General features: G+C 45.6%; 23 protein-coding genes and 1 pseudogene. 8 read left to right on the top strand and 16 right to left on the bottom strand.

Going from position 1 to position 25,667, the window contains the following annotated elements; translation table 11 throughout:
* Positions 1-8: 8 nt before the first annotated feature.
* From LRL21_RS20990 to LRL21_RS20965, 6 genes are all read right to left on the bottom strand, one after another.
* Positions 9-296, bottom strand: coding sequence for an STAS domain-containing protein (locus LRL21_RS20990; RefSeq protein WP_240417741.1), 288 nt, complete (start codon positions 294-296; stop codon positions 9-11).
* Positions 297-530: 234 nt separating this feature from the next.
* Positions 531-1,400 carry a hypothetical protein gene (locus tag LRL21_RS20985; protein WP_240417740.1) on the bottom strand — a complete coding sequence of 290 codons (870 nt, stop codon included), beginning with the start codon at positions 1,398-1,400 and terminating at the stop codon, positions 531-533.
* A gap of 32 nt (positions 1,401-1,432) precedes the next feature.
* On the bottom strand, positions 1,433-3,868 hold the full coding sequence (locus tag LRL21_RS20980; protein WP_240417739.1) for a heavy metal translocating P-type ATPase: 2,436 nt from the start codon (positions 3,866-3,868) through the stop codon (positions 1,433-1,435).
* A 31-nt stretch (positions 3,869-3,899) separates the two neighbouring features.
* Positions 3,900-4,097 carry a copper ion binding protein gene (locus LRL21_RS20975; RefSeq protein ID WP_240417738.1) on the bottom strand — a complete coding sequence of 66 codons (198 nt, stop codon included), beginning with the start codon at positions 4,095-4,097 and terminating at the stop codon, positions 3,900-3,902.
* A 164-nt stretch (positions 4,098-4,261) separates the two neighbouring features.
* Positions 4,262-4,612 carry a metal-sensitive transcriptional regulator gene (locus LRL21_RS20970; RefSeq protein WP_420832471.1) on the bottom strand — a complete coding sequence of 117 codons (351 nt, stop codon included), beginning with the start codon at positions 4,610-4,612 and terminating at the stop codon, positions 4,262-4,264.
* An 82-nt stretch (positions 4,613-4,694) separates the two neighbouring features.
* Positions 4,695-5,306, bottom strand: a complete 612-nt coding sequence (locus tag LRL21_RS20965) for a TetR/AcrR family transcriptional regulator (RefSeq protein ID WP_240417737.1) — start codon at positions 5,304-5,306, stop codon at positions 4,695-4,697.
* Positions 5,307-5,541: 235 nt separating this feature from the next.
* Between LRL21_RS20965 and LRL21_RS20960 the strand changes: the two genes are divergently transcribed.
* Entirely contained in the window at positions 5,542-8,742 is a 3,201-nt protein-coding gene (locus LRL21_RS20960) for a bifunctional cytochrome P450/NADPH--P450 reductase (RefSeq protein WP_240417736.1), read from the top strand.
* A gap of 171 nt (positions 8,743-8,913) precedes the next feature.
* Here the strand turns inward: LRL21_RS20960 and LRL21_RS20955 are convergent, their stop codons facing one another.
* Positions 8,914-9,192, bottom strand: coding sequence for a DUF2277 domain-containing protein (locus LRL21_RS20955; RefSeq protein WP_240417735.1), 279 nt, complete (start codon positions 9,190-9,192; stop codon positions 8,914-8,916).
* 74 nt (positions 9,193-9,266) lie between these two features.
* Positions 9,267-10,313 carry a YeiH family protein gene (locus LRL21_RS20950; protein ID WP_240417734.1) on the bottom strand — a complete coding sequence of 349 codons (1,047 nt, stop codon included), beginning with the start codon at positions 10,311-10,313 and terminating at the stop codon, positions 9,267-9,269.
* A 175-nt stretch (positions 10,314-10,488) separates the two neighbouring features.
* Here LRL21_RS20950 and LRL21_RS20945 point away from each other — a divergent pair, with 175 nt between their 5' ends.
* Both LRL21_RS20945 and LRL21_RS20940 read left to right on the top strand, forming a co-directional pair.
* Positions 10,489-11,373: a LysR family transcriptional regulator gene (locus LRL21_RS20945; protein WP_240417733.1), complete on the top strand. Its 885-nt coding sequence runs from the start codon at positions 10,489-10,491 to the stop codon at positions 11,371-11,373.
* Positions 11,374-11,549: 176 nt separating this feature from the next.
* Complete coding sequence (locus LRL21_RS20940; protein ID WP_240417732.1) at positions 11,550-12,683, top strand: GNAT family N-acetyltransferase; 1,134 nt, start codon at positions 11,550-11,552, stop codon at positions 12,681-12,683.
* A gap of 149 nt (positions 12,684-12,832) precedes the next feature.
* Here LRL21_RS20940 and LRL21_RS20935 read toward each other — a convergent pair whose 3' ends face one another.
* From LRL21_RS20935 to LRL21_RS20920, 4 genes are all read right to left on the bottom strand, one after another.
* A complete protein-coding gene (locus tag LRL21_RS20935; protein WP_240417731.1) occupies positions 12,833-14,434 on the bottom strand; it encodes a response regulator in 1,602 nt (533 codons plus the stop codon).
* A gap of 157 nt (positions 14,435-14,591) precedes the next feature.
* Entirely contained in the window at positions 14,592-14,711 is a 120-nt protein-coding gene (locus tag LRL21_RS20930) for a histidine kinase (RefSeq protein ID WP_240417900.1), read from the bottom strand.
* Positions 14,712-15,101: 390 nt separating this feature from the next.
* The gene (locus tag LRL21_RS20925) at positions 15,102-15,572 is read right to left on the bottom strand and encodes an SRPBCC family protein (protein ID WP_240417730.1); all 471 of its coding nucleotides are present in this window, start codon (positions 15,570-15,572) and stop codon (positions 15,102-15,104) included.
* A 170-nt stretch (positions 15,573-15,742) separates the two neighbouring features.
* Positions 15,743-16,651, bottom strand: a complete 909-nt coding sequence (locus LRL21_RS20920; RefSeq protein WP_240417729.1) for a MerR family transcriptional regulator — start codon at positions 16,649-16,651, stop codon at positions 15,743-15,745.
* A gap of 200 nt (positions 16,652-16,851) precedes the next feature.
* On the opposite strand from LRL21_RS20920, the pseudogene LRL21_RS46820 reads away from it, so the two are divergent.
* Positions 16,852-17,244 (top strand): annotated as a pseudogene (locus LRL21_RS46820) (PAS domain-containing protein); the annotation flags it as partial.
* A 42-nt stretch (positions 17,245-17,286) separates the two neighbouring features.
* On the top strand, positions 17,287-17,778 hold the full coding sequence (locus tag LRL21_RS46815; protein ID WP_420832476.1) for a methyl-accepting chemotaxis protein: 492 nt from the start codon (positions 17,287-17,289) through the stop codon (positions 17,776-17,778).
* On the opposite strand, the gene LRL21_RS20905 is transcribed toward LRL21_RS46815, so the two are convergent.
* The gene (locus LRL21_RS20905; protein ID WP_240417728.1) at positions 17,769-18,914 is read right to left on the bottom strand and encodes a hypothetical protein; all 1,146 of its coding nucleotides are present in this window, start codon (positions 18,912-18,914) and stop codon (positions 17,769-17,771) included. The genes LRL21_RS46815 and LRL21_RS20905 overlap by 10 nt on opposite strands.
* A gap of 223 nt (positions 18,915-19,137) precedes the next feature.
* On the opposite strand from LRL21_RS20905, the gene LRL21_RS20900 reads away from it, so the two are divergent.
* The gene (locus LRL21_RS20900) at positions 19,138-19,689 is read left to right on the top strand and encodes a hypothetical protein (protein ID WP_240417727.1); all 552 of its coding nucleotides are present in this window, start codon (positions 19,138-19,140) and stop codon (positions 19,687-19,689) included.
* Positions 19,690-19,883: 194 nt separating this feature from the next.
* On the opposite strand, the gene LRL21_RS20895 is transcribed toward LRL21_RS20900, so the two are convergent.
* Positions 19,884-20,681, bottom strand: a complete 798-nt coding sequence (locus LRL21_RS20895) for a helix-turn-helix domain-containing protein (protein ID WP_240417726.1) — start codon at positions 20,679-20,681, stop codon at positions 19,884-19,886.
* Between the two features lie 160 nt (positions 20,682-20,841).
* Positions 20,842-21,513, bottom strand: coding sequence for a FusB/FusC family EF-G-binding protein (locus LRL21_RS20890; RefSeq protein ID WP_240417725.1), 672 nt, complete (start codon positions 21,511-21,513; stop codon positions 20,842-20,844).
* A gap of 333 nt (positions 21,514-21,846) precedes the next feature.
* On the opposite strand from LRL21_RS20890, the gene LRL21_RS20885 reads away from it, so the two are divergent.
* Positions 21,847-23,403, top strand: a complete 1,557-nt coding sequence (locus tag LRL21_RS20885; RefSeq protein ID WP_240417898.1) for an ABC-F family ATP-binding cassette domain-containing protein — start codon at positions 21,847-21,849, stop codon at positions 23,401-23,403.
* A 152-nt stretch (positions 23,404-23,555) separates the two neighbouring features.
* Positions 23,556-24,263, top strand: coding sequence for a YHYH domain-containing protein (locus LRL21_RS20880; RefSeq protein WP_420832470.1), 708 nt, complete (start codon positions 23,556-23,558; stop codon positions 24,261-24,263).
* A 50-nt stretch (positions 24,264-24,313) separates the two neighbouring features.
* Here LRL21_RS20880 and LRL21_RS20875 read toward each other — a convergent pair whose 3' ends face one another.
* Entirely contained in the window at positions 24,314-25,648 is a 1,335-nt protein-coding gene (locus LRL21_RS20875; RefSeq protein WP_240417724.1) for a HAMP domain-containing histidine kinase, read from the bottom strand.
* Positions 25,649-25,667: the final 19 nt, after the last annotated feature.

The following is a 25,667-nucleotide window of genomic DNA, read 5'->3' as shown; positions in this document are numbered from 1 at the left end:
CCCTCGTGTTATATCGTAATACCAGCCATGTGAAGACGTGCCTTTAACGGTTCAGACACATCTTGATACGTAATACTGGCTTTATAATCTGTAGCGATCTTTTGTACGGCCAGCATGAGGCCAAGCCCCGAGCTGTCCATATCCGTGACGTTCACCAGCCGGAATGTGATACTGTGAAATGGTTGTTGCAGGCGCGGGAACAGTTTTTGCCTGATAGAGGTCGCTTCATTGACGCTGATAAATCCGGTCAGAATGACGTTTATTTGTTGGTCGCTATCCTGTATCTCATAACACATAGGCAAGCCTCCCAATAAAAGTAATTGTTAGGACTGAGGTTAGATGTCGAATATCATTTGGAGTAGGTCTACCTAACGATACCGCTTATGGAATTATTTATCTGTGATATGGATCACTTGAATCTATGAAAGAAATTTCAGAGAGCACTGGTATATACAATAAAATCCCCATACATCCTAGGATGTTACAGGGATTTGAGATACATCACCTATTCAATTGGTGAGCCAATCGTATTATTTGATATCAACGACAAAGGGTACGGTAATGACCTTGTTGTTATGTTGAAACTGCGCCCATAGCTTATAAATGCCGCTACTCGGAAAAGAGGTTGCGAATTGAGCTTGGGGGCCAGTTGACTTTTCGTCAATCGGGTGAACATGAATATATTGCTCCGCATCAGCCGATAAAATAACAACGTGGCCTACAGCCCCCAAATAAGGCTGCAGATTATTAACGCCTCTCTTCGTCAGGGCATCCCGAATATTGAACGTAAGGGTTACTTCTTCTTTGGGTTTGGTGCTGCTTAACGCGAGTTCTATTTCTTTACCGTCCGTCTCTTTGACCAGCTTGACGTCGGCTGCGATAGCTGCGTGATCCCCACTTTTACCTTCTACCTGTATTCGTTCGCTTAGCGTTGTGCTGGACCCATTGGTTGGTATAAAGTCAGCAAATAATTTGTAGTCGCCGCCTGCTGGAAAAGAAGTGCTGATCGTAAACTTGCCGTTTCCTTTGTAATCAGGATGAATGTGATTAAAGAAAGACAAATCATGATTGACGACAATGAGATGAAGTAATTTCTCATGATTCAGATTAAACTCGTTTACAGGCTTGCCGTCTTTGCCGTTGATTTGAATGGTCAGCTCTGTTTGTTCATTTGCTTTCACAGCTGTTGGGGCAAACGTAAACAACGCTTTAAAGTTCTCAGAAGCTACAGGCTGGTTCATATGATGTCCGCCTTGGCTGGTTGCGTGCTCTTGTGCCTCCCCTTGTTTATTACCAGTCTCATGGCCCGACAAGTGTGTATTATTGTTGGCGGCTTTACCGCAGGCAGACAAGAAACCAAGGGCAAGTATACTTAATAAAACAATCATTTTTGGGTTCATCCGCTTAAACGCTCCATTCTTTCCAAGAAGGACTAGTGACGCACTTTTACACGCTGCAGCCGAAGTGCATTAAGAACAACAGAAACCGAACTTAAGGCCATCGCCGCGCCTGCCACCCAGGGTGCCAATAAACCAAGCGCTGCGATAGGTATTCCGAGTGTGTTGTAGCCAAGCGCCCAAAATAAATTTTGTTTGATGTTGCTCATCGTCTTGCGGCTCATATAGATCGCATCGGGAATGCTGGATAAATCGCCGCGCATGAGCGTCACATCCGCCGCCTCCATCGCCACATCGGTACCTGTGCCGATGGCCATACCGATATTCGCTGTCGCAAGCGCGGGCGCATCATTGATTCCATCGCCAACCATGGCGACGATCCTGCCCTGCTCCTGCAGCTTTTTCACTTCTTGCGCTTTTCCATCAGGAAGCACTTCGGCGAGCACATGATCGATTCCAACTTGCGCAGCAATTGCCTTCGCAGTCCGCTCGTTGTCACCAGTAATCATGATGACCTGGATACCCATTTCCTTCAGTCTGCTGACCGCGGCCTTTGAGGAATCTTTGATCGTATCCGCTACTGAAACCATACCTGCGTATTGGCGATCAATAGCAACGAGCATCGTAGTTTTCCCGGCTTCTTCCAAGCTGGCCATCGTGTCATAAGCATGCTTGGCATCCACCTCGAATTGTTCCATCAAGCGGCGAGTACCGATTAACAGCTCCTTGCCTTCTGCCACAGCTTTGATCCCAAAGCCAGGAATCGCTTCAAAGGATTCCGTCCCCAGCAGCACAATATTGCGTTCACGGATACCTGCCACAATCGCCTCAGCAAGCGGATGCTCGGAATTGACCTCCGCTGCGCCTACGAGTCTGAGAAATTCCAATTCGTCACCATCAGTTATAACATCCGTAAGCTCAGGCTTCCCTTTGGTGACTGTACCCGTTTTATCAAGAATAATCGCATCAATCTTATGGGTTTGCTCCAGATGCTCGCCCCCTTTGAACAAGATCCCGAGCTCTGCTGCTCGCCCGGAGCCCGCCATAATGGACGTTGGAGTAGCCAGACCGAGTGCACAAGGACAAGCGATAACGAGAATTGCAATTGCTTTCTCCAAGGCACCGGCAAAATCGCCAGGCGTCACGAAAAAATACCAGACCAGAAAGGCGACAATCGCGATACCGACAACAATGGGCACAAATATCCCGGAGATCACATCGGCAACCCTTTGAATTGGTGCTTTGGAGCCTTGTGCTTCTTCTACGACTTTAATAATTTGTGCGAGCGCTGTGTCTTTGCCAACCTTCGTGGCTTTAATCCGCAGCATGCCGTTTTTGTTGATAGTCGCTCCAATCACGAAATCACCGATTTTCTTTTCAACAGGAAGACTTTCACCCGTCAGCATGGATTCATCTACAGATGAGAGACCTTCAAGCACCTCGCCATCCACAGGCACTTTGTCACCGGGACGGACATGCACAATATCGCCAGCGATGACTTCCTCCACCGGAATCGTTATTTCTTGACCGTCCCGTACGACCAAAGCGGTCTTCGCTTGCAGTCCCATCAAGGACTTGATCGCTTCCGAGGTCCGGCCTTTGGCGAGGGATTCGAACAATTTACCCATAATGACCAGCGTAATTAATATGGAACTCGTTTCATAATACAGCGAGGGTCCGTGATGCACATTTCCGCCCCCGATGAACCAGTTAATCGTAAGATATAAGCTATAGAAATAGGCAGCCGAAGTACCAAGTGAGACCAAGACGTCCATGTTGGCACTGCCATTACGCAATGCTTTATAAGCACCCACATAAAACGGTTTGCCGACATAAAATTGAACTGGTGTGGCCAAAATAAGCTGAAACCAGGGATTCATCAGCATTTCGGGCAAGTAGATCCAGGACGTGAACGAAAAATGGGCCACCATGCTCCATAAAAGGGGTAATGAAAGCAGCGCCGAAATGAGCAATTTCCGTTTCTGATGTCGCACTTCTTTCTCGCGGTGATCGCCTGTATTTACATTTTCCTGCTCCGTAATCGCTTTGTAGCCCAACTGTTTGACCTTATTTTGCATCTCGGTAATGCTGATTTCGCCTGGCGAATACTGCACACGTGCAGTTTCCATAGCAAAATTGACAGAAGCATCCGTCACACCAGGCAGCTTGCCAAGGCCCTTTTCAATTCGGTTCGCGCAAGCTGCACAGGTCATGCCTTCCAGCTTAAAATGGGCGACCTCTTTGAGTGTGTCATAGCCCAGCTTCTTGATCGTTTCTTCCATGTTACTGACGCCAATTCGTGCCGGATCATACGTTACGCTTGCTTTTTCCAGCGCGAAATTCACATTGGCAGAGGTAACACCTTCGAGTTTATTTAAACCCTTCTCGATGCGGTTCGCACATGCTGCACAGGTCATACCCGTGATGGGTAAAGTCGCTTGCTTATCGGTCTCTGTCACACCAGATGCCATAATCATTCACTCCCTTGCCTCTAACGATGGATTACAGGACGTCGTAGCCTTGCTCCTCGATAGCTTCTTTTATACGTTCAATAGTGAGTTGGTTATCATAGGTTACATCAACCGTGTTGTTCTTTAGATTAACCTTTCCCGAAGCGCCAATTTCCTTTAAAGCTCCTTCAATAGAATTTACACAATGCTGACAGCTCATTCCGTTTACTTGCAATGTAGTGTTGTTCATAGTTCCTCATCCCTTCGTCTTTTCCATTTTTTCAACGATCGTCTTAAACAGAGTATACCCCCTCACCCTATATGTGTCAACATTATTTTACTATACCCCTGTACCCTATATAATTGTCGATAGAAAAAGCAGCATGTTCTGCTGCTTGATTGTATATGCTTTGTTTATTTCATCAACTTGTTCACTGTAGTCATGAGCTCATTGATTACTTCTGTATCGCCTTCCTTGATGCGTTCGATGACACAGCTTTTCATATGATGCTCTAATAATAGCTTGCCTACCCCATTCAAGGCTGACTGAACGGAGGCGATTTGATTCAGCACATCGTCACAATACGTATCCTTTTCAATCAAGCCTTTAATCCCGCGAATCTGGCCTTCAATTCGATTCAAACGGTTGGTCAGGCTGCTTTTCACTTTATCTGAATGATGGCTTTTCCGTCCTGTTTCTTCATGCGAGCAGCATTCCTGCCCCTGAACCATGGATGTATCCAGCAGTTCGATTTCCACGCTCATTGAACTCGCCTCCCTTATGCTTTCGTACAATTATACTATACTCCCACACCCTATACAATGCTCAATACATCTAAAAAATTTTCTAAACCTGCTCACTTCCAATGAAGCCCGCAGCTTGAATAGGACCTTTTGTAATCACTTCAGACATGATCGCTGTCATCTGTTCAGCCGAATAATGAAAATCATGCTCCACCCACCATACAATCGTACCAATATACAGAGATGACAGGCAATTTTCCAGAAAATCGTTGGGGACTTTCTTAGAATCAGGAGTCTGCTCTGAAATCTGGGTTAACACTTGATGAAAAATATGATGGATAATCTGTTTCATTTTATCATGAAAGCGCGGTACTTCATGCTTGCCGAGCATGGCCTTGGAAAATACCGAATGCTTCACGACATGCTCAAATACGGTACGAATAATCGCCTGTGACTTGGATAACTGATCGGTTTCATTGGCTATTACAGCAGTTAGCTTGTTCGTAAGCTCATCCAGCACTTCGTCGGTGACGATTTCGAGAAGATCCTTTTTATCTGTGTAGTGAAGGTAAAAGGTATTACGGTTCGTCATGGAGCGTTCAGCGATATCCTGAATGGTTATGGCTTCATAGCCTTTTTCCACTATGAGCTCAAGGAATGCGCGGCGGATCAGTTCTCTCGTTTTGACAACACGAAGATCGGTTCTCTTAGGCATTAGCGGCCCCCTTAGTGCAACAATTTTGTGAAGTTATAGGCATTAATCGACAAAATGATGTTTAAACATCGAATCGATCATAACTCCACATTGTATCCCAATGAGATGTATTTATAATTTAATTATAATCACGTTGTTGATTAATTAACAAACCGTTTGTGTAATAATTCCTGCGCAATGATCAAATAGTAATCTGGTGATAGCTGCCGGAAATGAAGCCTAGGAGGTCGTAAACATGGACAAAGTAGCCAATCCGCCAATTCCCCAACCCAAAACGTACGGTCCGCTTGGCAACCTGCCTTTAGTTGATAAGGAAAAACCCGTACAATCCATGATTAAGCTGGCTGAGGAATTCGGGCCTATTTTCAAAATGGATATGCCGGGTCGACCGATAATTATGATTTCGAGTGAAACTCTTGTCGCTGATGCTTGTGACGAATCACGTTTTGATAAAAATGTGCACACCGCGCTGATGAACGTCCGCGCCTTTACAGGCGACGGATTATTTACTGCACGCACAGATGAGCCCAACTGGCAAAAGGCGCACCATATGCTGCTGCCAAGCTTTTCGCAGCGGGCGATGCAGGGATACCATCATATGATGGTTGATATTGCGATGCAGATGGTCCAGAAATGGGCTCGCTTGAACCCGGACGAAAGCGTTGAAGTCCCCGAGGATATGACGCGGCTGACACTGGATACGATTGGTCTGTGCGGCTTCAACTATCGGTTTAACAGCTTTTACCGGGAAGAACCGCACCCGTTTATAACGAGCATGGTCCGCGCACTGCACGAAGCCATGAACCAGCTCCAGCGGCTCGGGTTGCAGGATAAGCTGATGGTGCTGACGAAACGGCAGTTCAAGCATGACATACAGTCGATGTATACGCTGGTAGACAAGCTGATCGCTGAACGTCGAGAACAAGGAAGCCAAGGTGTGGAGGATCTGCTGGCACACATGCTCGAAGGAGTCGACCCGGAAACTGGCGAAGGTTTGGATGACGAAAACATCCGCTTCCAGATCATCACGTTCCTCATTGCCGGACACGAGACGACGAGCGGTCTGTTATCGTTTGCTATCTATTATTTGCTCAAAAATCCGGATAAGCTGCAAAAAGCTTACGAAGAAGTAGACCGTGTGTTGACAGGACCCGTGCCAACGTATGGGCAGGTTCGTGATCTGAAATACGTCCGCATGGTGCTGAGCGAAGCGCTGCGACTTTGGCCAACGGCGCCCGCTTTCTCGCTCTATGCCAAAGAAGATACACTGCTGGCCGACACCTATCCGTTGGCGAAGGGCGAGGCCGTGACTGTGCTCATTCCGCAGCTCCATCGCGATAAGCAAGCCTGGGGTGAAGACGTAGAGACATTCCGGCCCGAGCGCTTCGAGGACCCGAGTAAAATACCGCATGATGCCTACAAGCCATTCGGCAACGGTCAACGTGCCTGCATCGGACAACAGTTTGCACTGCAGGAGGCGACACTTGTGCTCGGAATGGTGCTGCAGCATTTCGAGCTGATTGATCATACCAATTACCAGCTGGATGTGAAGGAAACCCTGACTCTGAAGCCAGATGGACTAACGATCCGTGTTCGTCCAAGAGCAAATGCGGCCACAGGCACCGTGGTGCCCACTTCTCCTGCTGCTGCACCAAATACAGCGACACAGTCCAGGGAAACCCAGCAAACTGAGGCTGCTGCTGGTGTTCCTACTCATAACACACCCTTGCTCATCCTGTACGGCTCGAATTTGGGCACTGCCGAAGGCATAGCCAGAGAACTCGCTGATGCAGCCAAGCTGCAGGGCTTTCGCTGCGATGTTGCCACATTGAACGACAGGGTCGGGAAGCTTCCCAAGGAAGGCGCTGTATTTATCGTAACGGCTTCCTACAATGGAAAGCCGCCGAGCAGTGCCCGCGAATTTGTCCATTGGCTTGAAGGTGTTGGTGCTGGCGAGCTGAACGGTGTGAAATATGCTGTGTTCGGCTGTGGCGACCGCAACTGGGCGAGCACCTACCAGCATATCCCGCGTCTGATCGACGAGCAGCTTGCTGCCAAAGGCGCTGCCCGTCTTGCTGAGCGCGGCGAAGGTGACGCTAACGGAGATTTCGAGAAGCAGCTCGACGATTGGCGGGCTCAGCTGTGGCCTGATGTGATGGATAAGCTCGGGCTGAAGCTGAACATCAAGGCTGACAGTGAGCGCAGCACACTTAGCGTCCAGTTCGTCAGCGGCTTCGTCGGGACCCCGCTAGCCGAATCCTATGAAGCGGTGCATACTAAAGTGTTGGATAACCGCGAGCTTCAGGGTGCAGAGAGCGGACGCAGCACACGACATCTGGAAATTGCGCTGCCGGATGGCGTCACTTATCAGGAGGGCGACCATCTGGGAGTGCTGCCCTGCAACCGTCCAGAGCTCGTTGAGCGTGCACTTCGCCGATATCGGTTGAACAGCAACGACCATCTAATCCTTAAGGCGACCGGTCGCAGCGCTGCGCATCTGCCGCTTGACCGTCCCGTCAGTCTGCACGACCTGCTGTCACATAACGTGGAGCTGCAGGAAGCAGCGACACGCGCCCAGCTGCGCGAGCTGGCAGCATACACCGTCTGTCCGCCGCACAAGAAGGAGCTGGAGGCGCTGCTTACGGAAGAGTCGTATCGGGAGCAGGTACTGAACAAACGGATCACGATGCTTGATCTGTTAGATAAGTATGAAGCCTGCGAGCTGCCCTTTGAACGATTTATCGAGCTGCTGCCACCGCTGAAGCCTCGTTACTACTCAATCTCAAGCTCGCCACGTATTCAACCAAAGCAAGCGAGCATTACGGTTGGCGTCGTGCGCGCACCTGCCTGGAGCGGCCAAGGTGAATACCGTGGAATCGCCTCGAATTATTTGGCGGGGCTTCAAGTTGATGATGATGTGGTCATGTTCGTACGAACCCCTGAATCCGGCTTCCAGCTGCCGGAGGATACAGAAACGCCAATTATTATGGTTGGCCCTGGAACAGGTGTCGCTCCATTCCGCGGCTTCCTCCAGGCACGAAGCGCTTTACAGCGTGAAGGAAAAAAACTGGGCACAGCTCATTTATTTTTTGGCTGTCGGGGTGATGAAGACTACTTGTATCGTGAAGAGCTTGAGCAATTTCAAAAGGAAGGCATCGTCACGCTGCATTGTGCGTTTTCACGGAAAGTGGATACGCAGAAAACGTACGTCCAGCATTTGATGAGTCAAAGCTCCAAGCTGCTGATCGACATCTTGGACAATGGAGGCGCACTATACGTTTGCGGCGACGGCAGCAGGATGGCTCCGGATGTGGAAGCCACACTGATACAGGCTTACGGCGAAATTCATAACGTCGATGAACAGCAGTCTAAGCAGTGGTTGGACCGCTTGCAGAACGATGGACGTTATGCCAAGGATGTATGGTCTGGTATATAAGCGATGAAATCGATGTAAATTTTATCGTATTAATGTGATTAATTATTAGTATCATTAAATAAATGAACGTAAAAATGGGGCTGAATCCACAAAAATCGTTTTGTGAATTTCAGCCCTTTTCCTCGCTCTTTTTTCTATATATTTATTTATGGCTTCCAGTACACTTTCGCATTATTCCTTGGCTGCTCCAAATCTTTTTTCATTTCTGGCACGAGCACGCTCGATCTCGACCTCACGATTACGTGATTCGGCATTGGTTACCAGATTATCCAACAGATTACGGGCAACTACAGCCACCTCTGAAATGGCGCGATTGAACGCTTCCTCATTCGCCTTCGAAGGCTCGGTGAAACCGGATATCTTTCTCACGAACTGGAGTGCTGCTGCATGAATCTCTTCCTCAGTAGCTGGCGGATCAAAGTTAAATAATGTTTTGATATTTCGGCACATGGCAATCTCCTTTTGCTAACCGTTATTATGTTAATTTTACTATACCCTCTCTCCTTCATGCCAGCCAATGTTTCTCACAATCCATTTAATCCGAACAGAATGACTAATAAGTATCCCAGTACCGAGAGCAATACCGATCCTATAAGACCCGCGGCAAACGACTTCATACCCAAACGGCGAAACGTGCTGATGTCCACATTTAGCCCAAGCCCAGCCATGGCCATAGCAATGAGTACATAAGCCACCACAATGAATTGATTCGTAACAGCTGTTGGCATAATACCAAGTGTATTCACACCGCTCATCAACAAAAAGCCTACAATGAACCATGGGATCGGAATCGACTTCCAGCTTGTTTTGTTTACATTTTCATTTTTTTGGCTTTCCTCACGATTAGCCCAAATACCAATTACAATTGCAGCAGGCACCAGAAGAGCAACACGTGTCAATTTGACGATAACAGCCAAATCCACAGCCTGCTGACCACCCGGTGCTGCTGCGGCGATCACATGCGCGACCTCGTGAAGGGTTGCACCTGTAAATATCCCATAACCGCTTGCAGTCAGACCCAGCAGCGGATAAAGTAACGTGTAAACGAGAGTAAAAATAGTTCCCAATATGGCGACCGTGGCGGCCCCAATCGCCGTTTCATCATCATTGGCCTTGATTTGCGGCGCTATGGCAACAATGGCGGCTGCTCCACATATAGCTGTACCACATGCCGTCAAAATCCCTAAACGCTGTTCAACTTTTAACAATCTGGCGATGCCGTATACGACCAAAATCGCAAACACGATATTGATGACAGCAATAGCGAGAACCTTAGGACCTGCATGCACGATATCGATCAGATTCAATTTCATCCCCAGTAAAATAATACCGAATCGCAGCAGCTTTTTACTTGAAAATGAAATACCTGCTATGGCTTGCTGTGGCACACGAACCGCTGCTCTCCATCCGATTCCCAGTAAAATGGCTATAACAAGCTGGCCCATAATACTGAGAAACGGCAGCACGGCCAAATATTTGGCTGAGACAGCAAGCAACAGCGTCAAACTAACACCGGGGATGACACCCCACATTTTATTCTGCTTTTTTGGCAAGGCATAGGTTTGTACCATTATCCTCACTCCCATTCTTATAATGAAAGCCATACAGTTGTCTGTAGCTCCACTATAAGGCTGTTTCAATCATAAGTTAAATACCAATGTATTATTGTAATCATGAGAAAAACTAATGATTGGGTTGTTGTATTTCCTGTGTACAGGTACAATGTTGTTGTGAGGTGGAATGGAAATGATCGTAGAAACGCTTCGGGTTTTTGTTACTGTAACGGAACAAAGAAACTTTTCAAGAGCTGCAGAACTGCTCAATTTGTCACAGCCCGGTGTGTCTCTGCACATTCGCAATCTGGAAAATGAATATGGAGCCAAGCTGATGCATCGTTCACCAAAGCTTGTCAAACTAACCGAGGCTGGAGATATTTTGTATAAACGAGCGAAGCAAATTCTTGCTCTTGCGGAAGAAGCGAAGCAGGAAATTCAACTACTGAATGAAAAAGTGACAGGCTCCCTGCAAATTGGCGCCAGCTTCACAATCGGGGAATACATTCTGCCGCGGGTGCTAGCGGAGTTTGCCTTACAATTTCCAGAGGTCGAAATGTCGGTTACGATTGCCAATACAGAGGAGATCACCCAGGCGTTGAAGGCTAACCAGCTTGATCTTGGTATCGTTGAAGGTAATGTGGTATCCAGTGGACTGCTCATTACCCCCTATATGAAAGACGAAATGATTCTGATCGCGTCTGCTGAGCATCCATTGGCGTCCAAAAAAAACGTGAAACCGGAGCTGCTGCAGGATCTCACCTGGGTGCTTAGAGAAAACGGATCCGGAACGCGTTCCTTCAGCGAACAGTTTATTCAAGCTGCGGGGTTGGCAATGAAACGATCCTATGTATTTAACAGCAGCCAAGGGGTCAAAGAAGCGGTCTCTGCGGGTCTGGGGATTGCCATACTCTCACGGTGGATTGTAAAGAAGGAATTGGAATCGGGCGAATTGTGTCAAATTCCGGTTACCCCCAAGCTATTGGATCGGAACTTTTGGATCATTCGAAACCATGATCATTCATCATCCATGGCTGTGAATATGTTCTTGCAGAAGCTGCTTCTTAATAAAAGCTGATTCGTCCTCCCGAGTCGATCCTTGGGCTGAGTCCACTATTAGAAAAACAAACATTTTTTCTTTCTTGCTAAAAATATGTTTGATTTCCGTATTGTTTATGATACTATTTTCGCAGGAGCTGCTTTTGGTTTGGGGTTCAAGCGCCATATTATAAGATGATCTGGAGTGAATAGGGAATGGACATTCGATTAGTAAAAAACGATGAACTGCAGCAAGCCGTCCAATTGGCAGACGAAGTATTTCGTAAACCAGGACAAAGCTCGATGGGCACAAGCTTTCCGTTTCTGTTTGCACCAGGATTAAGTCATTCCTACGGAGCTTTTGTTGACGGCCGACTCGTTTCCTTCATGGGACTTGTTCCGTTTGTGATTCATATTGGCGAGGCAAGACTTAACGTATTTTCGATGGGGGCAGTGTGCACACACCCGGACTATCGTGGACAAGGCATTGCTGGCCAAATGCTGGATCGCTGCAAGCAGCATGCTGAAGAAGCCGGCGCCTCTCTACTCTTCATTTCTGGTGACCGTTCGCTCTATACACGCGTACACTGTTATCCATTTGGTCTTACAGAGCACTTCACGCTGGATGCGGAAGGAGCCGCTCGGCTTAAAGCCGCAGCGTCAGCTTTACAAGCTGGAGACAGCCCACTCCAACTGCGCCCGTTCCAGGCTGCAGATTCGTTCGCTCTGCATGCGGCAGCTTCCGCTCGTGAAGTCGCGTATGAGCAAAGCGTTACCGATCTTGGCAGGATGATAGATGCGGAAGCCTATGCCAGCTGTATGAAATTGGAGCATCAAACCTTAGTTGCCGCTCATGGAACCGGCAGCATCGATTCATTTGCTGTGGTTGCTGCCCCAGGTCGTTCGGCGGATAGCAAACCACCTACAGCGATTGAATGGGCCGGTCCAGCCGCTCACGTTGGTTCCCTGTTGGCCGAAGCTGTTGAGCGATTGAATCTCGAGCAGCTGAAAATTCCTGTAAGCTGGCACGAGCAACAATTGTTAGGACTGCTGCAGGAAGCTGCTGTACCTTACGAAACGAAGGCGAACAACGGAACTGTATATATCGTAAATGCGCAGCGGGTTCTTGAGCAGGCTTTCCCGGTTGCTGACAAGAATCACAAGCATGCGTTTGCGATTACCTCTCTGGAGGAAGGCAGCTACAAGGTGAAGGCCGGAGATACAAGCATCGAAGTCAATCCTGCCGAGCTGGTTTCACTGCTGTTCGATCCATTATCACCTCACAAGCCGCTTTTGCCAGGCTGGTCTACCATACCGCTTCCTCATACTAGCGGGCTTAATTACATTTAAACGTTCGTTTGCGAATGAATTTTTTCATGAATCCTGCAGGCATCCTTATCTGATTTACATAATCTTATATGCATAGCTAAGAGTAGGCCCATACGTTCATGGCCTACTCTTTCAATATACTGATAGGTTAAAAGCAAATGTAACCGTTCTCAAACGAATTGCCTCATGGAGTCAGATGTGGTTTGCGCTAGCTTGCGGTATTGAGTAGGTGTAATCCCTGTGTACGATTTGAATATCGAGCAAAAATATTTATATTCACGATACCCGACATTCTCTGCGATCTCAAACACCCGTTCCTCCGTACTGACCAAGCTAGCTTTGGCATGATCAATCCGCACTTCGTTCAAGTATTCGGCAAAGCCTTTGCCAAAATTTTGTTTGAAGATGATACTAAAATAATTGGGTGTGATTTTGAGCCATGCCGCTACCTCCGAAGCCTTCAAATCTGTGGTGTGCCGCGATTCGATAAATTTTTTGACCCGTTCGGTAATCCAGTGATGCTTTCCTTCAAGAGATGAATGAATAATTGAGGACAACGCCCGAAGCTCGCGGCGGAGTATGGTTTCCATAGCTCGACTGGAGTTATGCACCTGCAGGTCGATTTCATAAGTATTAAAATAATCGGTATGCTGAGATAAATCGATCCCATTGCTGTGCAGCTTGCGATGGAGAATAATACTCAATTCCTTAATCGCCTGCAAAATTTCCTTCAGCAGATAACCTTTCTCGCGAAACTCCTGCATCATCCCTCTGATAATGTCATCCAATTCCTCGAAGCTTCCGTAAAAAAGCACATGCACCAGCTGCTTCTCCAGCTCGAATGGGGCAAAGGGAAGCAGGCATTTTCTCAATGTCTGTTCCTGCTCATAGAACTGTACCTTGTTAAAATCCGAAAGAACACTTTGCTGCAAAACAGATACAGCTTGCATATAGCTGGGGTATACGTGATCCAATGAGGAATATACGGGCGAGATGCCGTATTGCAGGCGTGGGAATTCCGACATCAAATCCTGTGTATCGGTCAAAGCTGTCGCTAATTCCCTGCTATCGACCCCGCGTGGCCCTACACATAAGGATAGCAGCAGGTTGGGATGATGAAAGAATGATATGACCTCCTGATTGATGCCCTTTAAAGCAGTAGCAACGGCCTTCTCCCATTCGCTCCGTACGGAATGCTGAAGCTCCTCCGAAGAATGATCAACCCATCCTGCATAATCCTCAAGCTGACTTGCAATAAACCTGAAGGAATGAATATCCGTTGATGTAAATGTCGGAAATATCGTTTCCTTTTGTACGATCCCTTCCCCTTGAATGAGCTGAGTCAGCCATTTCAATCGACGTTCATGCTCATTCTTATGCCCCTGCTCCGCTTCTTTGGTGATCTCCATATTAATTCTTTTGACCATGGTCAAAAGCTCATCAATATTTACCGGCTTAAGCAAATAATCTTCAATTCCAAGCCGAAGCGCACTGCGCGCATACTCAAAATCTTCATAGCCGCTAATAATGATAATACGAATATGCGGCATCCGCTCTTTTAATTTCTTAGCCAATTCAAGTCCGTCCATACCATCCATATGAATATCCGTCAGCACCAAATCAACCGACTCCCGGGATACGAATTGAAGGGCCTCCCATCCATCATAAGCTTCTCCGACCACTTCAACACCGATGGATTCCCATGGAAGGGTATGTCTCAGTCCTTGGCAAATAATAGGCTCGTCATCTACAATTAGCATTCTGATCGTCATGTTCCCGCCTCCTGTTCATTCATCCATAGAGGTACTCTTAGCCTTACGCATGAGACTGAATTGCAGCTTGCTGCGCCCATTCGCTTCTGCTGCAGATTGAGGTAAGCCCTTACAAAATCCAGTTCGCTGGCCAAGGTCGTATACCGTTTCTCACTGCTCAAGCCCATTCAGAAAAATCGTGACAAGGTCTCAATGAGTTGGCTGGTTTCAGTCGCCTTCTCCAATCTGGCTGTCCAACGGACCTATCGAGTGTGTTGTACAGAAAATGCGGGTCCATCTGACTTTGTAATATTCTCAAGCTCCGATTCCTTTTGTCGAATCTCCAGCTTATATTTTTTATCTATCAGGTCCTTGATGGTTTTGACCATGTTGTTGAATTGTTTGGCGGTTTGTTAGGAATTAGCTCTGCTGCACCTTCGTCTCATGGTCAGTTCCGAAATAAAAACGCTTTCAAATTTATTATAACGGGATGCTGACTCCCGGGGTATACCAGCCGATTAATATAACATCCAAATTTTTAAACCGTTTATGAATACATTCATATTCCAATCTACGTCCACATAAAGAAATAACCGGTTGCAAGTACACCCGGTTATTATCAAGGGAAATCCCGTCCACAATGCTGTAGTAGGCTGTCCCTCTAAATAACGACCATAAAAAGCATTGTTTATGAACCTGTTGTCATCCGTTGATCGAGCTGGTCCAGGACAAAAGGCCATGCCTGCTCGTGCCCATCCCTGGAAGCCTCATCCTGAAACCCTGCATGCGTAAGCCGCAATAACGTACCTGTGTCTTGGGGTGTAAGCTCTACGGTGACAACGGTCTCAGCTCCAAGTGTTCCTCCTGCTCCGGTAACCCATGTTAATTCAACGAGACAATCAGGCTCAAGCCTCAGGAATCGGCCGTAATGTGGATGGCGTTGTGCCTCTTTGCCCGTCTCAGCTTTGTAGCTGGTTTCAAAAAAGAAGACGGTATTGACCTCACTCTTCATAATTACCGATCCTGGAGCCGCAAACCATTGATCAAACTGCTCTGTCCAAGCTCGATACAAGACATCAGCCGAAGCAATCATAAGACGTTCCGCAGTCAAACGATATGGCCTGGACGAAAGATCAGGGAAAGAAACGGAATTATTCATTTACTCAATCCTCTCGTTATGGTTATAACACTTGACTCCATTGCACCAATCACTTACTTATAATAAACTCGCCATAAAAACCTGATTTTCCCCCTATTATTTTGAATTTCCTCTTAGTTCAGCCACACATAGTATGGATTCATTTTACAAAATCATGTATGGGCATGAGCTTAAATTGCAATCTCTATTTCCGTTTTATACCATTGTTCCCATTGCTTCTGATCGTCAGGCTGAACATATGAGGATATCCGGGATGAGCAATGTTGAAACCCTGTTCCACCTAGCACAAATATTAATTCCGGGTATTGTTCTTGACACTCCTCGATCCAATTCTCCAATGTTTCAAGTAGTTCAGGATCGGTAACTGAAACAGCCACCACCGATATTTGCTTCATTTCAATCAATTGATACAAATCGTTTAATGGTGTGTTAGGGCCTAAATAAATGACCTCCATTCCTTTTTTTCGCATAAATAAGCTAAAAAGCATTAATCCCATGTGATGATGCTCACCCTCAGGGCACAAAGCTATCACTTTCGGGAGGTAAGAATAAATAGGCAGAATTCTAAAAAACTGGGTAAACCTTTGCATAATCAGTTGAGTAGAAAAATGCTCCTGCGCAGCTGTGATGTCACCTCTCTCCCATTCTTCTCCCATTCGATACAGTACAGGAACCAATATGTGATGGAATACTTCGTCATAATGATATAAAGCAAATGCTAAATCTATCGTTTCGTGTGACTGGAACGTATTAAGATCAACTAGTTGCTCGTACAGCTTATCCATGAGATCTTCGTAAGGTTTACGGAATTGCGTCATTGCAAATTTCTCAATCGTTTCTTCGATGGATTGTTCCTCAATAGGCCCTTGCTTCAGCAGCCACACCGCTTCGCTGACCTTCACCTTGTTTTCCTCCATTTGAATTTTTATCCATTTAAGTGTGTTAATATCGGTATCGCTATATAAACGATGTCCTCCAGCACCACGAATGGGCGCTACAATCTGGTATCTGGTTTCCCATGCACGAATGGTCACTGCAGGGATACTTAGCATTTCAGATACTTTTTTAATGCTATACATTTTCTTAGCCACCTCAATTTAATTATACATAAATTATACAATATGAACAATGCGAGACTATTTACGGTATACATTCATAAATATTGTACATATGTCTTGTAACTTATGTATAGATTATGTATAGTTCATAACATGAATCTATATACTCTATACATATTCTATACAAAAATAATTTATCCAAGAGGGAGCAGGAGCAGTCCATGATTAATGCAAGACATGATACAAATACAAGCAACCAAGTACTTGATGAGAATGCCGTCCTTTCAGCCATTGAACAGTCATTGGCCATGATCGAATTCGATATCCACGGGAAAGTATTATGGGTAAATGATAATTTCGCGAAGGCTATGGAATATGAGGCAGCGGAAATGCCAGGGTTGAGTCACCGTCAGTTTTGCACAGCTGAATTTGTCAACAGCCCGGAATATCAAAAACTGTGGAATGATCTAAAAAGCGGTCGTCCCTTTCAGGAAAAAATATTGCGCGTTACAAAAAAACAACGATTATTATGGCTCGAAGCAACATATAGCCCTGTATATGATACAGAAGGTCAAGTGATAGCCGTAATTAAAGTCGCAACGGACATCACTGCACGTGAAACCACGACTATCCAAGTAACACACGATTTACAACAGATGGCCCACGATTTGTTGAAGCGCGCAGAGGAGGGTATTTCTAGCAGCCATCAAATTGCAACTGCCATTGAGCTGGTCGTTAAGGAAACCCATGATAATATGCAAGTGCTCCAGCTATTGGAGAACAAGGCCGACTCTGTTCGCGGGATCATAAGGACTATTCGTGATATTGCTTCACAAACTAATCTGTTAGCCTTGAACGCGGCTATCGAAGCCGCACACGCTGGAGAACATGGGCGCGGCTTTGACGTGGTGGCAAGCGAGGTGCGCAAATTAGCTAAACAAGCAGAGGAAGCAACTAAGGAAGTGAACTCCAATCTGGAAGGCATTACCACTCAGGTTGCAGAAATCGTCAAAGGTACGAAACGTTCCCAAACCTTAATCACAGAAAGTCAACGTCTTACGCAGCAGGCTGTTGATGAATTTACAGGCATCGGCCAAGCTGCACGACAGCTGGATAAACAAGCTCACACCTTAGGTGATCAGCTGTAGCCATCTCCGTTCCGATCAAGACGCCACAGCTGCGAGATTGAATGAATAGCTGATACGACATAGTCCGCTTCTAATCCATGCTCAAGGACGATATTAAGCTGCGACGGGTACAAGGACTCAGCTTTCGCATCGAGCTTGATCTCAATATGTCCGAATGAACTTACTTGTGCAAGCATAATATACTGCCATGGGACAGTAACCAAATGATTGTTATCCAAATCTACGGCCTGTACTCCTTGAAGTTTAATTGGCGAGATGTGGTTATAGTAAGCTATCGCTCTTGGTGTGGATGAAGGAAAAGTATGATCGTGCTTACCCTTTGCAGCTTTCTTGGGTCGACGACGCAGTTCCCAGATAATAATACATAAGGACGGAACTAAAAAAGCGAATACAGCTAGCCATGAGCTTGAGGTCCAGAGGTAAGCGCCTAAACCAAGTGCTGCTGACAGTAAGGCAAGCAACCACGTATACAGGTTTTCGAGCCGCTTGGATATAGGCTTCTTAACCGCAGATATGGGTACTTTAGATGTATCCACTTTAATATCCGGTTCCGTTGACTGTTCGAGACTATCGGCTCTTACTCTATAAAGGTGATGCTCACCACCCAATAGATATGAATTCGTGATGTGATCAAGGTAATCAAACGATGATTCATCAGGCTGCCACCACCCTCCAAGGAATTCCTCGATATTAGCCAGGTAAGGGATTGGATCACCAGAAAAGCTAAAATACTGGGAAAGCTCCAGGTGAAGGACAGGAGATGGATGCACTTGCACATGACTGTATAACGTTTCCAGCCAGTCCGACATATAGGGACTAAGCGCAGGGTACCGAGCAAGAGTAACTGGCAGACTCTCACGCATTTGCATGGATGCTTCTACCCATGGGATATGCCAAACCAGTGCCTCCGAGAATGCTGACCATTCAGGTAAATCCTCCAGCTCCTCGTCTTCCAAGTGAGGTTGAACCAAACTCCAGCTGGCTAAGAGCTGCTCACGATAACGCCCATACTGCTCTTGACTGACGAGACAAAACCACAAGGGAGCCAAAAAATTATTAGTTTCAAAAGCAACATGTTCATACTCCACGACTACGGTGTCTATATTGGTCACACTTAAAAATGTCCGGTTCCCCATATTCAAATCCCCCTCAGAAAAAACAAAACATATCCCGCTGCTTGCTATCTATCATGCCATGGATTTAACAAGTCTCCACTCGCTATTATTTAAAGCTCTGTTCCCTTTTTAAACCATGACGTAACGGTTTTTTATGCAGAATCTCCGAAATTAAGCTATAATGAGTACTTAATTTTCCATTTTAACACAATATCATCGAAAATAGCTTTAAGGAGGCTCGCCTATGACTCTCTTCTACTATATCGCCACAGATAAGGAGCTTCCGACAGGTTCATTTGGTAAAAAGAAAACCATGATGAAGTTGAAAGACGCTTTAAAGCTGCATCCGCCCGATGAAAATTCGTTGACCTCTGTATTCGATCTGTCTCATCTCTATGAACAAAATACAGAGGTATATGAAACAGAGGAGGATGCAGCAGGTCTTTATATCAGTGGTCCTCTTACGTATCAGGATACCTCAAAGCATTTTCGGAATCCGTTCGTTTATCAAGTCGATCACGATGGAGGCTCGTTTCAAATTAGCGGCCGAATTAAGGAAATCTCACCTCAAGCTTTTCTCTTGGGTAAAAAATGTTTGACAGAGCTTTTCGCCTATCTGGATCACAATCTGGTATCTGGTGAACACGCAGAACTCTATGCATGTTGGGCACATGGAATGGAGAGATTTGAGGGGCCGCGGAATAGCAAGCTGGATCTTGTATTGGATTTGAATACATTTGAGCTGGGAGAAGAATTCGAATGGCAGGATAGACAATATATCGTGGTGAACAAATAATGTAACTGCGAGGCATCCATCCACATGAATAGGGTTCAGAATGAGGTATACCACCTGCTGCTTTTACGGTAGCTGTGTACAATTTTTCCAAGCTGGCAGCTCACAACTGTTGGTTTTTGTATTGTATATGGTTAACCATTGATTATCGTTTCCATATCGATGTCATTTCATTCTGCACCACTGTGGCTATGGACTTATCGAATACTATGCTCGAAAGTCCGAGTGAGGAAATTATTCATCAGCAAGGGTAGCGAAATCAGAATGGGAGGATCGTCCAGGCGGGGAACATGAAGGGTAACCTCCTGATAGGGAACAGCCGCGTAAGGCTGGACCACGATGGGCTCTCTGGATCGAGTACGCAGAGTAGTTTGCGGGAGCAAAATATCGGTTGCCTTCATCCCCCAGGATACCGATGTCGCCATCAAATAATAGGTACCGGGTTGTACACCTGTAAAACAGAATTCACCTAAAGAAAATAGCAGCGTTCCATGAATAGGTAGTCCCTCCGGAATTGGCTTGGCAAATAAACCGATCAGAATAACACCATCAAAAGGTATCGTCGATTGGACATTCCCTTTGATGGTTCCGTATTGATTCATGGTAGAGTGTAGGGTACTACGCAAATCTTTAAGATTATGTAAGGAACGGAATTGGCTGCCCGCTTCCAGCGTCGAGTTACGAAAATCGGTTGGCGTCATCCCTACTCGTTCGGTAAATCGAGTTGTAAAAGTTCCCAGACTTTGTTGCCCGATCTCTAATCCTATATCTCGAACACTCCAATTCGTGTGCAGCAACAAATCTTTAGCTTTTTGCAAACGAAGCGAAGATACATAATATAACGGGGACAAACCAATTCTTTCTTTAAAAATTCGAGTAAAATGGTATGGACTATAGGCAAGATACGAAGCCAATTGAGACAGAGAAAGCGGTTCATCGATACGTTGGTGGATGTAGGCTATCACCTCATCTATTTCTGAATACCGTTCCGTCATCTATTCAGCACCTTCCCTCCGTCTATCTCTGTGTAGAGTATATCCGATTCAGACAAACAGGAACATTTGTTCCCATTTTTATTCTACCACATATTCTTTTTTATGGAAATATATCATTTCAAAAAAAAAAGAGCCCACCATTGCCGCGGGCTCCAAATGTTTATGATTCAAGACGTGAATGCCCCACAATGTCATAAATAAGCTTTTCCAATGTGGTCACATCCGTGATGTTGTTGTTGCAGGCGTCACTATTCACACATAGATAGTTGCCGACTGCTCTATAATAATCAGGCGAAGCGTTAGCTGGCTTCCACTTCGAGATGGCTGAAAATAACGCAACCTCTTCATGCCGATTGCATAAAAAACAATTGCTTTTTTTATTCATCGGGGTATATTTGCCTTCGATCCCGATGAGCTTACCATTTAAATGGTAAACCATAAACAATTTATTCGTCGCAATGTCGGTCCATCCAAGATAAGTGACATGGCGGTAATCGATAGCAGCTAAGTCTGGTACCTTCAGTTTTTTGCTTTTGGGAAACAGCTTCTTCATCTGCGTTTCCGTCACTTGTTGAAACGGCTCCAGATACGGCTCCATGGAATGTAAATAGTGCTGGAATTGTTCTGTTGTTTTTAGTGTCGAAATCTTCTCCAGGATTTGCTTCTGAAGCTCCTCTGGATCCGGGAACGCTTCTATAATTTTCGTAGTTGCGCTATATCTTACCGCTTCTACCACTTTCGGATCGGAAACGGTATTGCAGGCGCGCTGCAGCAGATCCGTCTGCTTTTTAATCGTGTTATATTGATGGTTTCTAATAAATGGTTTCATCATTGCTTTTCAGCTCCTTATTTTATATAAAATAAAAAATAAGCTGCAAAGCCCACTATTAGAAACGATATAAGCCTTCTCGGGCGACAATGTTAACAATATCGGTCCGTCACCCATGCAAAGTATCGCCCTAATATTAGGCTTTGCATGAGCTGCTACTTAAGCTGGCAAAATTATTCGCCATCTCTACCACCCTTCCTTGTACAGACTCATTATAAAATAAACCGTACCTTAGCTGCAACCCCCCGACTACAGTTGTTGTTTCCCATATTGAGTTATTCCTCCCTTACAGCTTATAATAAGTGAGAACAAAGTTTATAAGAAAAGGTGTCAATGATGAGCATATTAAACGTAGAAAAACTAAGTCATGGTTTTGGAGATCGCGCCATCTTCAAGGATGTATCCTTCCGTCTGCTTAAAGGCGAACACATTGGACTTATTGGTGCTAACGGTGAAGGCAAGTCCACCTTCATGAATATTATTACAGGAAAGCTTCAGCCGGATGATGGCAAGGTCGAATGGTCCAAGCGGATGCGAGTTGGTTATCTGGATCAGCATGCCGTGCTCAGCAAAGGACTTACGATGCGGGATGTCCTTAAGGGAGCTTTCCAATTCCTGTTCGATATGGAACAAGAAATGAACGACATGTATGCCCGGATGGGCGATGTTTCTCCAGAGGAGCTTGAACAGCTGCTTGAGGATGTAGGCACGATTCAGGATACATTGACTAATCAAGATTTTTACATGATTGATGCGAAAATCGAAGAAACTGCTCGCGGACTTGGGCTTACGGATATTGGACTGGATAAAGATGTAAATGACCTGAGCGGCGGACAACGCACGAAGGTTCTACTCGCGAAGCTATTGCTTGAAAAGCCGGATATCCTGCTTCTGGACGAGCCTACAAACTACCTGGATGAGCAGCATATCATCTGGTTGCAGCGCTATCTGCAGGAGTATGAGAATGCATTTATTTTAATTTCACATGACATTCCGTTCCTGAACAGCGTTATTAACCTGATCTATCATATGGAAAACCAAGAGTTAAACCGCTATGTTGGCGATTACGACTATTTCCAGCAGGTTCACGAAATGAAGAAACAGCAGCTTGAATCCGCACATAAGCGTCAGCAGCAGGAAATTGCTGAATTGAAGGACTTTGTCGCTCGTAACAAAGCTAGTGTCGCAACGCGAAATATGGCGATGTCCAGACAAAAGAAGCTCGATAAGATGGAAATCATCGAAATTGCCAAGGAAAAACCGAAGCCGCAATTTAACTTCAAGGACGCAAGAACGTCTGGCAAGCTGATTTTTGAAGCAACGGATCTTATCATCGGTTATGACAGCCCTTTATCCAGACCTCTCAACCTTCGTATGGAGCGGGGGCAAAAAATTGCACTAGTAGGTGCCAACGGTATCGGTAAAACGACACTGCTGCGGAGTATCCTGGGAGAGATTCAAGCTCTGTCCGGAACGGTAAGGCTTGGTGAAAATCTGAACATTGGCTATTTCGAGCAGGAAATGAAGGATGCCAACTACAATACTTGTATCGAAGAGGTGTGGAAGGAATTCCCCTCCTACTCCCAATTCGAAATTCGCGCAGCGCTGGCCAAGTGTGGACTTACAACCAAACATATCGAGAGCAAAATTGTCGTGCTCAGCGGTGGTGAAAAAGCGAAGGTTCGCCTGTGCAAGCTGATCAATCGCGAAACCAATCTGCTCGTGCTCGATGAGCCGACGAACCACCTGGATGTTGATGCCAAGGACGAGCTGAAGCGTGCTCTGAAGGCCTACAAAGGCAGTATCCTGCTGATTTCCCACGAACCGGAATTTTATCGTGATGTCGTCACGGAAACCTGGAATTGCGAATCGTGGACAACCAAGGTATTCTAAATTGACCCATCATAAGGGATCGTTCCTTCAAATCGTAGTGTGTGATACACACGGTTTGAGTGCACGATCCTTTTTATATGAATAACAATTGTCTATTAACCCTATATATGGTAGACTCTTATGAGTCTATAGAACTATATCAGGAGGATTTTATGATGAAAGCAACAAAAATACTCATTTCGACCTTAATTCTTAGCTTGTCCTTATCTTCATTCGCTGCAGCACATCCAGGCAGAACCGATAGCAATGGAGGTCACACCTGTAAAACCAACTGTGAAAAGTGGGGATTGAAATATGGCGAATACCACTATCACAATGGCGGCAGCTCTAACAGCTCCAGCTCTTCGAACAGCGGTTCATCATCAAGCGCTCCCAAGCCTGCCCCTACCCCTGCTCCAGCTGCCACTCCACCTAAAGAGGTTATTCCAAAAGGAACTGTAAAGGTGAATCTGCCTTCCTATACGATACTTGTAAACGGGCAGCAGGTCTCCAACTCAACATCCAAATATCCGGTGTTCGAGTATAAAGATATTACCTACTTTCCGATGACCTGGAACTACACACAAGCCCTTGGCTTGGAAACCAAATGGGATGAATCAGTTGGTTTTGCGATTAGAAAAACCTCCAATAAAGCTGCTAAGCTTAATGCTGATTCAGGTGTTCCCGATTCCAAGCTGTATGCAAAATTGCCGGATTTTAATATTTTTGTTAACGATGTTTGGATCGATAATGCATCCGAAGACTACCCTTTGCTTGTACTTAATGATGTTACCTACTTCCCGATGACGTGGGAATACGCTGTTGAACAGCTTGGTTTAACTATTAGCCTTGATAACAACAAGTTTAATATTTCCAAATAAAACTGCCTACGGCAGTTTTTTCTGTTTGAATGGATCTTCAATGGGTCTACCTATGCTGTGGGAAACCAGATAGCAACAGTGGTTCCTTGATTTTCCTTGCTACTTATGGAAATTTCGCCCCCGTAAGATTCGACAATACGTTTGGCAATGGAAAGCCCCAGTCCTGTCCCTCCCTGCTCCCGATTTCTGGATTTGTCTACCCGGTAAAAACGGTCAAAAACATGAGGCAGGTCACTCTCAGGAATACCTATGCCTTGATCAATAACTTGCAGCTGTACCCCATTCCCTCTTTGTGTGCCGATAAGAAGAATGTTACGGGGTTCGAGTGAATAATTTACTGCATTGTCAAGCAATATGAGCATGGTTTGTTCAAGGTGAAAAGGAAGCATTTGAATAGAGATCGACTTGATCTCTTCCAGTTCTGTTCGAAATTCAAAATCAGGGTGCAGCACCGAAAAGCTTTTTACTATGCCAGCTATAACCTCATACATATGAAAGATCTCCAAATCGGATTCAGGTATAGAGACCTCCGACCTTGTAAGCTGCAACAATTCCTGGACGATCCCCTTAAGACGCTCTACCTCCTGAAGTGAAGCTGTGAGAGATTCATCTACAATCATGGGTTCTTGCTTCCCCCAACGATTTAATAACCTCAAGTGTCCCTCAATAATGGAAATAGGTGTCTTTAACTCATGGGATGCATCCTCAACAAATTGTTTTTGCTGCCGAAAGGATGCTTCAAGCTGGTCCATAAGCTCATTGAATAAACTGGCAAGATTAGATAGTTCATCTTCATTACCGACTTTTCTTACTCTTTCATGCATTCCTTTTTGTTTGACATTCTTGATGGTTTCAGCCAGCATTTGAACAGGCTGCAGTAGCTTTCTTGCAAGAACTAATCCTCCCAGACCGCTGAGAAGGACGGCTGCCGCTCCTCCTATGAGCATGACCCATAAAGTCAATTTGCTTAATTGCTCGAACGTCTCCAGATTGTTGAATATTTCCAATGTACCTTTAAAATCAGGTGTAACTAATGGGCTTCTCATCACTAGAAGATGTTCTTCCAAATGCCATATATTCAGCGTTTCCATATGTTCGACACTCTTCGGCGATACCCACTCACTATCAAGATGATCTGCCGCTGTAATGATGGGTGTGCCTGCAGCATCCAGAATACGAATCACTTGATTGGATTGATTAAAATTGTCCAGAAATTTTTGGGTATTCGTTACATTACCGGGTTCTAACGCAAGCCTTTTCTCTTGAAAATAATCCTGAAGCTCTACCATGTTTTTTTGCATCGAAACGAGTTCCTGCTTTTTCATCCATTCATTGATCACCCAATATTGAGCGAGGTTATAGACGGCGAAAAGTAAAAATAGCAAGAGAGAAGACCACAAGACC

Source organism: Paenibacillus periandrae, from assembly GCF_022458865.1.
GTDB classification, from domain to species: Bacteria; Bacillota; Bacilli; order Paenibacillales; family NBRC-103111; genus Paenibacillus_S; species Paenibacillus_S periandrae.
The sequence above is the reverse complement of the archived record's forward strand: the minus strand, read 5'-3'. Positions and strand labels throughout refer to the sequence as shown.